Raw genomic sequence first — 13,760 nt, 5'->3', positions numbered from 1 at the left:
GCGATTAAGGCGGCAAGCTTGCGAATAATTTCAGCGAATAATCCGCAATAAGCGGTGCTAATGTGTCGATGCCGGCCGGGACCACCCCCAAGCCACGACGGACAGATTTATGCAGGCGCTCTTCATCGGACAGACCTATATCGACGTTACCTTCATTACCGACCATATGCCGACCGGCGACGAGAAGCATGTCGCAAAGGCCTACGCCGTTTCGTTCGGCGGCAACGCCGTCACCGCGGCATTCTGCTGCGCCAAGCTCGGCATCGTGCCGGACCTGATCGCCACCGTGGCCAATGACTGGCTGGGGCGGATGTTCCAGGACATGAGCGCGAAGTACGGAATCTCGATCCATCCGCGCAAGGTCAACTCCTCGTCGCTGTCGTTCATCATGCCGAAGGACGGCAAGCGGGCGATCGTGCGCTGCCGCGACGATGAGCATATCCACCCCTTCCCACTTCTGAACCTCGGCGGCTGCCGCGCACTGCATGTCGACGGCCACCAGCCGGACGCCGCGATCCACTATGCCAAACTGTGCCGCGAGGCCGGCATCCTGACCTCGCTCGACGGCGGCGGCCTGCGCGCCAACACCCATGAGCTCCTGGAATTGATCGACGTCGCCATCGTCGCCGAGCGGCTATGCGAGCAGATGGACCTGACGCCGGAAAAGATGCTGGAGTATCTCAAGAGCAGGGGGTGCCGGGTCGCCGGCGTCACCATGGGCGAAAGGGGCCTGCTCTGGTATGACGAGACCGGCACCACGCATACGCTGCCGGCGTTGCCGATCCCGCGCGAACGCGTGCTCGACACCAACGGCGCCGGCGACGTCTTCCATGGCGCCTACGTCTATTCCTACCTCTCCAATCCCGGCAAAAGCTGGCACGATCATTTCGATTTCGCGCGAGCGGCATCGACATTCAAGATCCAGCGGCTCGGCAACGAGGCCGGCTTGCCGACGCTGTCTGACATCGAAGCCGTCAGGCAGGAGTTTGGCGTCCGGGTCTGAACAATTCTGTTGGGAATAGAGCATGGGGCGCGTCTTCGTCGCCGGCAGCATCAATATGGATGTGGTGGCGACGGCCGACCGGCATCCCCGCATCGGCGAGACCGTCGCAGGCCATGCCGTGCTCTATTTTCCCGGCGGCAAGGGCGCCAACCAGGCGGTGTCGGCGGCGAAACTGGGCGCGCCGACGACGCTGATCGGCCGGCTCGGCGGCGACGCCTTCGGCCATGAATTGAGGACGTTCCTTGCGGCGCAGGGGATCGACCTGAGCTTGGTACGGGAAACCGCGGGCGCCCACAGCGGAACCGCCGTCATCACCATCGCCAATACCGACAACACCATTGTCGTCATTCCCGGCGCCAATGCGCTGGTGAGCGATGACGATGTCGTCGCACCAGCGCTGGCGAAAGGCGATGTCGCGGTCAGCCAGTTCGAGATACCCCTGCCCGCGATCGAGGCCTTCTTCCGCCGCGCCCGCGCCGCCGGCGCCACCACCATCCTCAATCCCGCGCCCGCGCTCGAATGCGGCGCCGATCTCCTCGGCCTCGTCGATATCCTCATCCTCAACGAGACCGAACTCGGCTTGCTGGCGAAGACCGAGCTTCGCGACACCGACGATCCCGCCCGCTTCGTCGAAGCCGCGCGCTCGCTGCGGATCGGCAAAGACGGCGTCGTCTGCGTGACGCTCGGCAAGCGCGGCGTGCTGGCGCTAGTGGACGGCGAACCGCTGATCGTTCCGGGCCGCCCTGTCAAAGCCGTCGACACCACCGGCGCCGGCGACTGCTTTGTCGGCGCGGTCGCGGCCCAACTCGCCGGCGGCCACTCTATCCGCGAGGCGCTGTCTTACGGCAACGCCGCCGCCTCGCTCTGCGTGCAACGGATGGGCGCCGCGCCGTCGATGCCGACGGCGGCGGAGGTCGCCGTGGTCAGCTCCCGTTGAATTACTTCAACATCCCCATGGTGCGCGGCAGCCACAGCGTCAGTTCGGGGATCAGGGTAATCGCGATCAGCGACATCAGGAGTGGAATCAGCCACGGCAGGATCGCCATGGTGGTGCGCTCAATGGACAGTTTCGCGATTCTCGACAATACGAACAGCACCATGCCGAGCGGCGGGTGCAACAATCCGATCATCAGGTTGAGCGTCATCACCACGCCGAAATGAACGGGGTGAATGCCGACCTTGAGGATGATCGGCATCAGTACCGGCACCAGAATGCTGATCGAGGCGATCGGCTCGAGGAAACAACCGATCACCAGCAACAGCACGTTGATCAACAGAAGAATGATGTACTTGTTGTCGGTCAGTTGCAGCAGCGCTTCCGCGCCCGCTTCCGTCAGCCGCGTCGTCGTCAGCACCCAGCCGAACAACGAGGCCGCGGCGACGATCAAGAGCACGCCCGCCGTGGTCTCGATGGTGTCCATCGTGACCTTGTAGAACTGCTTCAGCGACAGCGAGCGGTACAGGAAAATGCCGAGTATCAGCGCCCATGCGCAGGCCGCGATGGCGGCTTCCGTCGGCGTGAACCAGCCGAAGGTCATGCCGCCGATGATGATCGCGGGCGTCATCAGCGGCGGCAACGCCGCAATGAAGGTGCGGCCGAGCGTGCTCCAGCGGAATGCCTGGTCGCGGCCCATGCCGTAGCGGCGCGCGACATAGCTCACATACAGCATCATGAAGAGGGTCATGACGGCTCCGGGGATGAAGCCGCCGAGAAACAGCGCGCCGATCGAGACGTTGCCCATCATGCCGTAGATCACGAACGGCAGCGACGGCGGAATGATCGGACCGAGCGTGGCGGACGCCGCGGTGACGCCGACCGAAAACTCGGTGCTGTAGCCATGGTCCTGCATGGCCTTGATCTCGATGGTGCCGAGGCCGGCGGCGTCCGCAATCGCGGTGCCGGACATGCCGGCGAAGATCACCGAACCGAAGATGTTGACGTGGGCGAGGCCGCCCTTCATCCAGCCGCAGGTCGCCACCGCGAAATCGTAGATCCGGTTGGTGATCCCGGCGGAGTTCATCAGATTGCCGGCGAGAATGAAGAACGGCACCGCCAGCAGCGGGAAGCTGTCGAGCCCGCCGGCCATGCGGTGCAGGATCACGAAATCCGGAATCCCCGCAATGAAGTGGGTGTAGAGCAGCGACGAGAACGCCAGCGCAATGAACACGGGAATGCCGGCCAGCAGTGTTGCAAAGAAGACGAAAATCAGGATCGGCATCGGTCAGCCCAGCTTTCAGTCGGCGTGAATCTGTTCGGTTACTTTGGGCGCCCGTCGCCAGCCTTCGCGCGCATTCTTCCAGACCACCTGGGCCTGGCGCACCAGCATCATGAAGCAGCCGAGACCGACGACGCCGTAAACCAGGCTCATCGGCAGGTCGAACACGGTCATGCGCTGCGAATGCATGCGTTCGACGATGGTCACCGAGAAATACGCCAGCAGCCCCACGAAACCGAGCGTGATGAAATCGACCAGCGCCAGCAGCGCCGACCTCAGGGGCCCGGGCCCCATCAGGTTCGACACCAGTTCGACCGCGATATGCGCCTTCTTGCGCGTCACCACCGCGCCGCCGATGAACGCCAGCGACATCAGCCCGTAGCGCGCGATCTCCTCGGTCCAGGACAGGCTGTCGTTCAGGATATAGCGGGTGAAGAACTGCAGGAAGACGATGAAGGCCAGCGCCCAGAACAACACGAAGGCGATCCAGTCCTCCGGGTGGTGCTCGATGACGACCTCTTCGTCCTTGGCGACGATCAGGCGAACGTCATCCGACGGAGCAGCGTTGGCGGATTTGGGGCTGGTGTTCATGAACAGTGATCCACTATCTATCGTCGTCCCCTCGAAAGCGGGGACCCATAACCACCGGCATTCATGGTGGCAAAAGGTGTCTGCCAGATTGCCTTATTGAAAAGACACGGGCGTATGGGTCCCCGCCCCCGTGCGCAATTGCGCACTAGGCGGGGACGACAGCGTGGTTTACTTCAGCGCCTGCAGCGCGTCGTATTCCGCGCGGCTCCAGCCGGCGCCGGCGGAGGCGTCGTTGTGCAGCGGGATCGCCGCCTTGCGGAACGCCTCGCGGTCGACCTCGACCACGGTCTTGCCGAGCTTGCGCAACTGATCCGCGATCTTCTGCTCGGACTCACGAATTTGATCCGACGACTTGGCGGCTGCCTGCACCAGCACCTCCTCGAACACCTTCTTGTCGGCGTCCGACAATTTCGACCAGACATGTGAGCCCGTGATCGTCAACAACGATTCGATGATGTGACCGGTCAGCATGACATGGCTCTGCACCTCGTAGAACTTCTTGGCCATGATGGTGGGCAGCGGGTTCTCCTGGCCGTCCACGGTACCCTGCTGCAAGGCGAGATACACCTCGGCAAAAGCGATCGGCGTGGCGTTGGCGCCGACCGATTTCGCCAGCATCAGATAGAGCGGCGCCGGCGGCACGCGCAGCTTCATGCCCTTCATGTCCTCGGGCTTCTTGATTTCCTTGTTGGCGGTCACCATGCGCTCGCCGTAATAGGTCAGCGCCATGATCTTGTGCTTGGTCTTGTCCTCGTAGCCCTTGGCGATGTCGCGGAACAGCTTGCTGTCGCGGTAGGATTTCCAGTGATTGAAGTCGCGCACCATGAACGGCGCGCCGGAGATCGCCAGCGGCTTGTGGATCGAGCCGGCGAATGAAGTGCCGGTGTAGATGATATCGACGGTGCCGAGGCCGAGCCCCTCATTGATCTGGTTCTCGTTGCCGAGCTGGGACGCCGGAAACACCTGGATTTCATACCGGCCCGAGGTCCGCTTCTTGATTTCCTCGGCGGCCCACAGCGCCTGGGCGTGATAGGGTTCGGCGATCTCGTAGACATGCGCCCATTTCAGCTTGGTCTGGGCCGAGGCCGGTCCCGCAATGGCTGCTGCGACGATGAATACCGATGAAAGCGCCAGGCGGCGTGTCCAGACGGACATGTTTCTCTCCCCTTGAATTATTTCCCGAGACCTCGTTGACGGGTCCCCGTCCGACAACGTCGCCGATATGAAGTGCGGATGCAAGTGGCCCGGGAATCGACTTAAGTCAGGGCCGCCTTGAGGTCGAAGGCGGTATCCGCTGCCTGCTCCGGCGCGATCGATCCCTTCACAGCCAGGATGCGGCGTCCGAACACGTGATCCGACGCACGATTGACGGACTCGATGCCGACGAGCTGCCCGGATTTGTAGCAGAACGCCGAGAACGATCGCTGCGCCGGGTCGCCGCGCACCACGACTTGATCGTATCCAGTGGTCAGACCCGCGATCTGCAGCTTGTCGTCGCCCTGATCGCTCCAGAACCACGGCAGACCGTCGTAGGTTTTGGCGTCGCCGGTCAGCCGCGCCGCAACGCAGCGCGCCTGGTCGGTGGCGTTCTGCACGGACTCCAGCCGCAGCGACCCGCCGAAGCGCGGGCTTGCGAACAGCGCGCAGTCGCCGATCGCCGAAATATCGGGATCCGATGTCAGTAATTGCTCGTCGACGATGATGCCCGAAGCCACCGGCAGGCCGGCTTCCGCAGCCAGTTCGACATTGGGCAGGACGCCGACGCCGACCACGACGAAGTCTGCCGGTATATGGCGGCCGTCGCTGAGGCTGACCCCGGAGACGTCGGTGCCGTTGGCCTCGATGGAGGTCGCCTGCACGCCGAGATGAATGCGGATGCCCGCCGCAGTGTGCCGCGCCTGAAAGTAATCCGAGATTTCGGCAGTCACCGCACGGGCCATCACGCGCGTGCCGAGTTCGACCACATCCACTTCCAGACCCTTGGCCCGCGCAGTGGCGGCGAATTCCAGCCCGATGAAGCCGGCGCCGATCACGACGACGCGCTGGCCGGAGCCGATCCGCTTTCGCAGCGCCTCGCTTTCATCAAGGATTCGCAAATAGCGCACGTCTTCGAGACGCGCGTTGGGAATATCGAGCAGGCGATTGCGCGCGCCGGTCGCCAGCACCAGGTGCCCGTAATCGAGCGCGGAACCGGAGGCGAGCTTCAGCTTGCGCGCGGTCCGGTCGATCGAAACGGCGCGATCGGCGATCAGCTCGATGTTCTGGTCGCGATAGAACTTATCCGGCCGGAACATCAGGCTGTCCGGCCGTCCCTCGCCCTTCAGATAGGCCTTGGACAGAGGCGGACGCTGATACGGCAGGTGCGCCTCGTCGTTGATCAGGCAGACGCGCTCGCCGAAGCCATGCTGCCGCAACGATGCCGCGACCTGAAAACCCGCATGACCCGCGCCGACAATGAGGACCGGTCCTTGCGTCATCGGTACAGCCCAACTGGAAGAACACAGGGATTACCCATGTCATCTCCTCTCTTCGCCGATTTTGGTGCTTGCTCGCCTCATCCAGAATAACGGCGCTCGTGGCCGCATCTTGCGGGATGGGAGCATCACTTGGCCCCATCGCCCGGGCCCGCGCAAGCGCGTCGCCCAACCATGAGGGATAAGGATTTAAGTCTTGCAGACTTCGCCGGGATTGTCACCTGTCCCCTTCTGCGATTTAAATGCCCCGCGCCGTTCCAACCCCCGAGGCCCCTTCCGATGACGACCCCCGATCCGGCTACCGCCACCCCTTCCGACGAACCGGCACTGCTCAGGATCGAAGGCCCGATCGCCACCATCACGCTCAACCGGCCTGACGCCTTCAACTCGATCAACCTTTCGATCGCGAAGAAGCTCGAACAGCTCGGCGCCGAGGTCGAGGCCAATGACGACATCCGGGTGCTGGTGATCGAGGGCGAAGGCCGCGCCTTCAGCGCAGGCGGCGATCTGCAGACCATCGGGGCCGCGGCCGAGGCCGACACCATCGCGCCCGTGGTCGGCGAACTGCTCAAGCACTATCACGCCTTCATCGAGACGCTGCGGCGAATGCCCAAGATCGTGCTGTCGAGCGTCCACGGCTCCGCGGCCGGCGCCGGCATGGGGCTGGCCTTCGTCACCGATCTCTGCATATCGGCCGATACCGCCCGCTTCACGCCGGCCTACGCCAAGATCGGCGTGTCGCCGGACGGCGGCTCTACCGTCGGCATGGTCGGCACCGTCGGCACCCGCCGCTCCCTGCAGATATTTCTGGCCGAGGACAGCTTCACCGCCCAGCAGGCCTATGACTGGGGTCTGGTCGCCAGGGTGGTGCCGGCAGTCGAACTGAAGGCCGCGACCCGCGAGTTGGCGCATCGCCTGGCGCAGAATCCGCCGGCCGCCATCGCCGGCACCAAATCGCTGATCTACCAAGCCGCGGTGACCCCGACCAAACAGCAGCTCGACGCCGAAGAAGCGAAGATCATCGACGCCATGCATACGGAAGATTTCCGGGCCGCGGTGAAGAAGTTCACGAGCAAGTCGAAGTAAGTCAGCGGAGTCGATCCAATAGTCAGCTGTCATCATCCGCGAAAGCGGATGATCCAGTACGCCGCGGCTAGTCGGTTCAATTCACCGCCGCGAACTCGATCCTCATCCTGAGGAGCCGCGCCTTTGCGCGGCGTCGAAGGATGTGCAGCCTGAATCTCATGGTTCGAGACGCGCGGCGATGCCGCGCTCCTCACCATGAGCCCCCTACTCCTTGCCCCCACCGCGCATGAAATCGAAATCGCAGCCTTCGTCGGCTTGCAGGATGGTTTCGTTGAACAGATGGGCGTAGCCGCGCTTCGCCCAGTCCGGCGTGGCCGGAAGCGCCAGCGCCGCGCGGCGCTTTTCGAGTTCTGCGGCGTCGACCAAAAGATCGATGCGGCGCCTGGCGACATCGAGCCGGATCATGTCGCCATTCCTCACCAGCGCCAGCGGGCCGCCGACGGCGGATTCCGGCGTGATATGCAGCACGATGGTGCCGAACGCGGTACCGCTCATCCGCGCGTCCGAGATCCGCACCATGTCCTTGACGCCGCCACGCGCGAGCTTTCTGGGGATCGGCAGGTAGCCCGCTTCGGGCATACCCGGCGCGCCCTTGGGGCCGGCGTTACGCAGCACCAGCACGTCGTCGGCGTTGACGTCGAGGTCGGGATCATCGACCCGCAGCGTCATGTCCTCGACGGATTCGAACACCACGGCGCGACCGGTGTGCTGCAGCAGTTTCGGGCTCGCGGCGGAATGCTTGATCACGGCGCCGCGCGGCGCGAGATTGCCGTGCAGCACCGCCATCGCGCCCTCCGGCTTGATCGGGTTGTTGCGTGGACGAATGGCGTCCTGCCCCGGCACGTCTTCTGCGCCGGCGACGATGTCGCGCAAGGTAGCGCCTGTGATCGTCTTCGCATCAAGGTCGATGAGATCGCCGAGCTGCGCCATCAGTTTCGGCAGGCCGCCGGCATGATGGAAATGCTCCATGTAATGCTCGCCCGACGGCTTCAGGTCGATCAGCACCGGCACCTCGCGGCCGAGCTTGTCGAAAGCTTCGAGATCGATGCGATGCGAGGTGCGGTTGGCGATCGCGGTGAGATGGATCAGCCCGTTGGTCGAACCGCCGATCGCCTGCAGCACCACTAGCGCGTTCTTGAACGAAGAGGCCGTCAGCAACTCGCTCGGCTTCGGCCCTTTCGATTTGGCCATTCCGGCGGCCACCCTGCCGCTGGCTTCCGCGGAACGGAAGCGCTCGGCATGCGGCGCCGGGATCGTCGCGCTCATCGGCAGCGACAAGCCGAGGGCCTCGGTGATGCAGGCCATGGTGGAGGCGGTGCCCATCACCATGCAGGTGCCGACGGAAGGCGCGAGCCGGCCGTTGACCGCCTCGATTTCCACCTCGTCGATTTCGCCGGCGCGGTGCTTCGCCCACAGCCTGCGGCAATCGGTGCAGGCGCCGAGCACCTCGCCCTTGTGATGGCCGACCACCATCGGACCCACCGGGATCACCACCGTCGGCAGATCGGCTGAGACCGCGGCCATGATCTGCGCAGGCAGTGTCTTGTCGCAGCCGCCGATCACCACGACGGCATCCATCGGCTGCGCCCGGATCATCTCCTCGGTATCCATCGCCATCAGGTTACGCAGATACATCGAGGTCGGATGCGCAAAACTCTCGGCGATCGAGATGGTCGGAAACACCATCGGCATGGCGCCCGACAGCATCACGCCGCGTTTCACCGCCTCGATGATCTCTGGGACGTTGCCGTGACAGGGATTGTAGTCGCTGTAGGTGTTGGTGATGCCGACGATCGGACGGTTGAGCGCGTCGTCGGAATAACCCATCGCCTTGATGAAGGCCTTGCGCAGGAACAGCGAAAACCCGGCGTCGCCGTAACTGGTCAAACCCTTGCGCAGCCCGTCCGCCATCGTGCTCATTCCCTGTCGCCTCGCCTCCTCCCTTATGAAGTCCGCAGAATTATTGTCAATATTTGATAATCGCGGCCGCGACCTCGCCGAAAACGGAAAGCCGGCGGCCTCATTATTGACAATGGACGCCGTGCCGTGCTGACTTCAGCGGCGATCCGAAGCGAGCGCCCATGAAAGCACAGGCTGCATCACCGGAAATCATCCCGCTTTCGCGCGAGGAAGAGCAGGCCGAGGTCATCCGCCGGCTGGAGGAGGACATCATCTTCGGCCGTTTCGCGCCCGGCGCGCGGCTGGTCGAGGACACGCTGATGGCGCGCTACGGCGCCAGCCGGCATTTCGTGCGCCAGGCGCTGTTCCAGCTGGAGCGGCGCGGCATCGTGCTGCGCGAAAAGAACATCGGCGCCACGGTGCGGTTCTATTCCAGCGAAGAGGTCCGGAAAATCTACGAGGTGCGGGAAATGCTGACGCGGCAGGCGGCGTTGATGATCGCCCTGCCCGCGCCCTCGAGCCTGATCGAACAACTGACCGAGCTGCAGCGGCAATATTGCGCCAGGGCCGACGCGCAGGATCTGCGCGGCATTCATGAAGCCAACGACGCGTTTCACGTCGCGCTGTTCTCCGCCTGCGGCAATCCCTATCTGGTGCGCTCGCTGCAGGACTACATGAACCTGACCCTGCCGATGCGGGCCAAGAACCTCGCCGACAGTGAAGGGCTGGCGCAGTCGCGGCGCCAGCACGAGTTGATGATCGAGCTGCTCAAGGGCCGCGACAACTGGGCGTTCGCGCAGCTCTGCGTCGATCACATGCAGTTGAGCAAGTCGGATTATCTCGGACGTATCGCCAAGGACGAGGGCAAACGGTAGCTATTTCCAGTCGATAACCCGGCTCTTGTCGCCGCTGAACTCCATGCCGCAGAACGCGCCGCCCTGGTAGAAATCGCTGACCGGATCGGGCGGAAGCTTCGCCTGCTCGGCCATCGCGTGTTCGCGAAAATCCTCAGCCCGGCCGGTCGGACGATAGCCGAGATCGTAAGCGCGGTGGTTGTCCCACCACGCCCGCTCGTTGTAGGACGCGCCGTAGAAGATTTCGAAATGGATGTCGGGATGGTCGAGCCCGATCCGGCACAGCTGCACCAGATCTTCCGGCTTGAGCCAGATCGAGAGCCGGCGGTGATCGAGCGGCTTGTCGCCGAAATTGCCGATCCGCAGGCACGTCACGCCGAGCCCGTGCTTGTCGGCATAGAGCGCGCCCACCGCCTCGCCAAACACCTTGCTGACGCCGTAGCGGCTGTCGGGGCGCGCCGTCACGTCGGTGCCGATGCAGTGATGGCGCGGATAGAAGCCGACCGCATGGTTCGACGACGCGAACACCACGCGCTTGACACCCCTCCTCCGCGCCGCCTCGAACAGATTGTAGCAGCCGATGATGTTGGACTGCAGGATCTCGTCCCAGGGGCCCTCGACCGAAAACCCGCCGAAATGCAGGATGCCGTCGACGCCTTCGCAGATCGTCTCGACCTGCGCGAGGTCGGACAAGTCGGCCGCCCTGAATTTTTCGTCTGCGCCGAGATCGGCGGGTGTCTTGATGTCGCTCAGCAACAGGTCGGGATAGACCGGCGGCAGCAGTTTGCGAAGGCTGGCGCCGATTCCGCCGGCGGCGCCGGTCATCAATATGCGTGGCATTTCATTCTCTCGATGCTGCGGCCGATTTGCGGTCGTTGACTGGCAGTGATAGCAAACCAGAACGCGAGGAAACGCAACAACGAGAACAGCAAATGTCCGAGGCCAAACCCCGAGCCGGCTGGCAGCCGGCGACGCATTATCCCGATCCCGCCATTCACGCGCTCGATCCCCGCTTCGAAAAATACTGGCTGAAACTGTCGGCGGTGGAACGGCTGACCACGGGATTGCGCTGGGCCGAGGGCCCGGTGTGGATCGGCGACGGCCGCTATCTCCTGTGCAGCGACATTCCCAACCAGCGCATCATCAAATGGGAAGAGGAAACCGGCGCGGTCTCGATCTTCCGCAAGCCGTCGAACTTCGCCAACGGCAACACCCGCGACCGCCAGGGCCGCCTGGTCACCTGCGAACACGGCGGCCGCCGCGTCACCCGCACCGAATATGACGGCTCCATCACCGTGCTGATGGACTCCTTCGACGGCAAGCGGCTGAACTCGCCGAACGACGTGGTGGTGAAATCCGATGGCTCGATCTGGTTCACCGATCCGGTGTTCGGGCTGCTCGGCAATTACGAAGGCTACAAGGCCGAGCCCGAGCTCGACATGAACGTCTACCGGATCGACGACGCCACCCAAAAGGCCGGCATCGTCGCCCAAGGCATTTTGGGACCCAACGGACTCTGTTTCTCGCCGGACGAAAAAATTCTCTACATCATCGAATCGCGCGGCGTGCCGACCCGCAAGATTCTGGCCTACGACGTTTCATCCGGCGGCGACAGGATCTCCAACAAGCGCGTGTTCGTCGACGCCGGTCCCGGCACCCCCGACGGCATGCGCGCCGACATCGACGGCAATCTGTGGTGCGGCTGGGGCATGGGCGACCCCGAACTCGACGGCGTCGTGGTCTTCGCTCCCGACGGCAAAATGATCGGCCGCATTGCGCTCCCCGAGCGCTGCGCCAATCTCTGCTTTGGCGGATTGAAGCGCAACCGGCTGTTCATGGCCGCGAGCCAGTCGATCTACGCGCTGTACGTCAACACGCAGGGCGCGCCGGGGGGATAGTTTTCCGCGGCCTCCCGATTGACGCGCGAAATCCTTCGCCGTCGTCCCTGCGAACGAACGCAGGGACCCATACCGCGCGATCCATCGATTCAAGAAAGCTGCATGACGACTTGTCGTAACCACAAACGCCTGTGGTTATGGGTCCCTGCGTTCGCAGGGACGACATCGAGTTTGTTGCTGCGCTCTCCCAAAACGCAAAAACGCCGGAGCGGAAATCCGCCCCGGCGCTGCAATCTCGTCTCGCGTAAGACTTACGCGGCGTTGTAGCCGGCGACTGCCTTGACCTCGAGATATTCTTCCAGGCCGAACTTTCCCCACTCGCGGCCGTTGCCGGACTGCTTGTAGCCGCCGAACGGCGCGGTGCGTTCGTTCGGCACGCCCTGCAGGTTGACGTTGCCGGCGCGGATGCGGCGGCCGACCCGGCGGGCGCTCTCCACGGTATCGGCTGAGACGTAACCGGCCAGCCCATACGGCGTGTCGTTGGCGATCTTGACCGCATCCTCTTCATCCTTGGCGCCGATAATGGTCAGCACCGGTCCGAAGATCTCCTCGCGCGCAATCGTCATGTCGTTGGTGACGTCGGCGAAGATGGTCGGGCGCACATAGAAGCCCTTGTTGACGCCTTCCGGCAGGCCGGGGCCGCCGGCAACCAGGGTGGCGCCTTCCTCGATGCCCTTCTGGATCAGCTTCTGGATCTTGTCCCACTGGATGCGGGACACGACCGGGCCGATGGTGGTGCCTTCGGCGCGGGGATCGCCGGCCTTGGTCTTGTCGGCCACGGCCTTGGCGATGGCGGCGACTTCCTTCATCTTCGACAGCGGCACGATCATCCGCGACGGGGCGTTGCAGGATTGCCCGGAGTTGTTGAACATGTGCATCACGCCGCCGGTGACGGCCTTGGCGAGATCGGCGCCTTCCAAGATGACGTTCGGCGACTTGCCGCCCAGTTCCTGGCTGACGCGTTTCACGGTCGGCGCGGCGCGCTTGGCGACATCGACGCCGGCGCGGGTCGAGCCGGTGAACGAGATCATGTCGATGTCCGGATGCTCGCTCATGGCGGCGCCGACTTCGGGGCCGAGGCCGTTGATCAGGTTGAACACGCCCTTCGGCACGCCGGCTTCATGGAGGATTTCCGCGAAAATCAGCGCCGACGACGGGGTGAACTCGCTCGGCTTCAGGATCATGGTGCAGCCGGCGGCGAGCGCAGGCGCGACCTTGCAGGCGATCTGGTTCAGCGGCCAGTTCCACGGCGTGATCATGCCGATGACGCCGACCGGCTCGCGCACCACCATGGCGGAGCCCATCGGCTCCTCGAAGGGATAGTTCTTGAGCACTTCCAGCGTGGAAGCGATATGGCCGAGGCCGGCGCCGGCCTGCAGCCTCTCCGCCATCGGCAGCGGCGCGCCCATCTCGTCGGAAACGGCGGCGCCGATGTCCTTCATGCGGGTCTTGTAGACTTCCACGATCTTGGTGAGCAGCGCGACGCGCTCCTCGCGGCTGGTCTGCGAATAGGTTTCGAAGGCGCGCCTGGCGGCGGCCACCGCCTTGTCGACATCGGCCTTGGAGCCGAGCGCAACCTCATACATCGCCTCCTCGGTCGCCGGGTTGACGACGGGCGTGGATTTCTTGACGACGGGATCGACCCAGGCGCCATCGATGTAGAATTGCATGCGGTTGACCATCGTAAACCTCTTTATTTCGGAACAAATGGAGGGGGAACGGAGCGTTCGGCAGGCATC

The 13,760-nt window shown here is 63.8% G+C and carries 12 protein-coding genes; 5 read left to right on the top strand and 7 right to left on the bottom strand.

What is annotated here, in order from left to right; translation table 11 throughout:
* Positions 1-109: 109 nt before the first annotated feature.
* Both KMZ68_RS09110 and KMZ68_RS09105 read left to right on the top strand, forming a co-directional pair.
* Positions 110-1,003 carry a sugar kinase gene (locus tag KMZ68_RS09110; protein WP_215615448.1) on the top strand — a complete coding sequence of 298 codons (894 nt, stop codon included), beginning with the start codon at positions 110-112 and terminating at the stop codon, positions 1,001-1,003.
* A 22-nt stretch (positions 1,004-1,025) separates the two neighbouring features.
* Entirely contained in the window at positions 1,026-1,940 is a 915-nt protein-coding gene (locus KMZ68_RS09105; protein ID WP_215615447.1) for a ribokinase, read from the top strand.
* Between the two features lies 1 nt (position 1,941).
* On the opposite strand, the gene KMZ68_RS09100 is transcribed toward KMZ68_RS09105, so the two are convergent.
* From KMZ68_RS09100 to KMZ68_RS09085, 4 genes are all read right to left on the bottom strand, one after another.
* Positions 1,942-3,222, bottom strand: a complete 1,281-nt coding sequence (locus KMZ68_RS09100) for a TRAP transporter large permease (protein WP_215615446.1) — start codon at positions 3,220-3,222, stop codon at positions 1,942-1,944.
* 15 nt (positions 3,223-3,237) lie between these two features.
* A complete protein-coding gene (locus KMZ68_RS09095) occupies positions 3,238-3,810 on the bottom strand; it encodes a TRAP transporter small permease (protein ID WP_215615445.1) in 573 nt (190 codons plus the stop codon).
* A gap of 168 nt (positions 3,811-3,978) precedes the next feature.
* Positions 3,979-4,965: a sialic acid TRAP transporter substrate-binding protein SiaP gene (locus KMZ68_RS09090; protein WP_215615444.1), complete on the bottom strand. Its 987-nt coding sequence runs from the start codon at positions 4,963-4,965 to the stop codon at positions 3,979-3,981.
* Positions 4,966-5,066: 101 nt separating this feature from the next.
* Positions 5,067-6,287 carry an NAD(P)/FAD-dependent oxidoreductase gene (locus tag KMZ68_RS09085; RefSeq protein WP_215615443.1) on the bottom strand — a complete coding sequence of 407 codons (1,221 nt, stop codon included), beginning with the start codon at positions 6,285-6,287 and terminating at the stop codon, positions 5,067-5,069.
* Positions 6,288-6,563: 276 nt separating this feature from the next.
* Here KMZ68_RS09085 and KMZ68_RS09080 point away from each other — a divergent pair, with 276 nt between their 5' ends.
* Positions 6,564-7,370: an enoyl-CoA hydratase/isomerase family protein gene (locus KMZ68_RS09080; protein ID WP_215615442.1), complete on the top strand. Its 807-nt coding sequence runs from the start codon at positions 6,564-6,566 to the stop codon at positions 7,368-7,370.
* A gap of 204 nt (positions 7,371-7,574) precedes the next feature.
* On the opposite strand, the gene KMZ68_RS09075 is transcribed toward KMZ68_RS09080, so the two are convergent.
* On the bottom strand, positions 7,575-9,281 hold the full coding sequence (locus KMZ68_RS09075; protein WP_215616265.1) for an IlvD/Edd family dehydratase: 1,707 nt from the start codon (positions 9,279-9,281) through the stop codon (positions 7,575-7,577).
* Between the two features lie 170 nt (positions 9,282-9,451).
* On the opposite strand from KMZ68_RS09075, the gene KMZ68_RS09070 reads away from it, so the two are divergent.
* Entirely contained in the window at positions 9,452-10,144 is a 693-nt protein-coding gene (locus tag KMZ68_RS09070; protein WP_215615441.1) for a GntR family transcriptional regulator, read from the top strand.
* Here the strand turns inward: KMZ68_RS09070 and KMZ68_RS09065 are convergent, their stop codons facing one another.
* Positions 10,145-10,963 carry an NAD-dependent epimerase/dehydratase family protein gene (locus KMZ68_RS09065; protein ID WP_215615440.1) on the bottom strand — a complete coding sequence of 273 codons (819 nt, stop codon included), beginning with the start codon at positions 10,961-10,963 and terminating at the stop codon, positions 10,145-10,147.
* Between the two features lie 92 nt (positions 10,964-11,055).
* On the opposite strand from KMZ68_RS09065, the gene KMZ68_RS09060 reads away from it, so the two are divergent.
* Entirely contained in the window at positions 11,056-12,021 is a 966-nt protein-coding gene (locus KMZ68_RS09060) for an SMP-30/gluconolactonase/LRE family protein (protein ID WP_215615439.1), read from the top strand.
* Between the two features lie 251 nt (positions 12,022-12,272).
* On the opposite strand, the gene KMZ68_RS09055 is transcribed toward KMZ68_RS09060, so the two are convergent.
* A complete protein-coding gene (locus KMZ68_RS09055; RefSeq protein ID WP_215602816.1) occupies positions 12,273-13,703 on the bottom strand; it encodes an aldehyde dehydrogenase family protein in 1,431 nt (476 codons plus the stop codon).
* Positions 13,704-13,760 lie beyond the last annotated feature (57 nt).

Source organism: Bradyrhizobium sediminis (genome assembly GCF_018736105.1).
Classification (GTDB): domain Bacteria; phylum Pseudomonadota; class Alphaproteobacteria; order Rhizobiales; family Xanthobacteraceae; genus Bradyrhizobium.
Note: the sequence above shows the minus strand (reverse complement) of the source record. Positions and strands in the feature narration are given on the sequence as shown.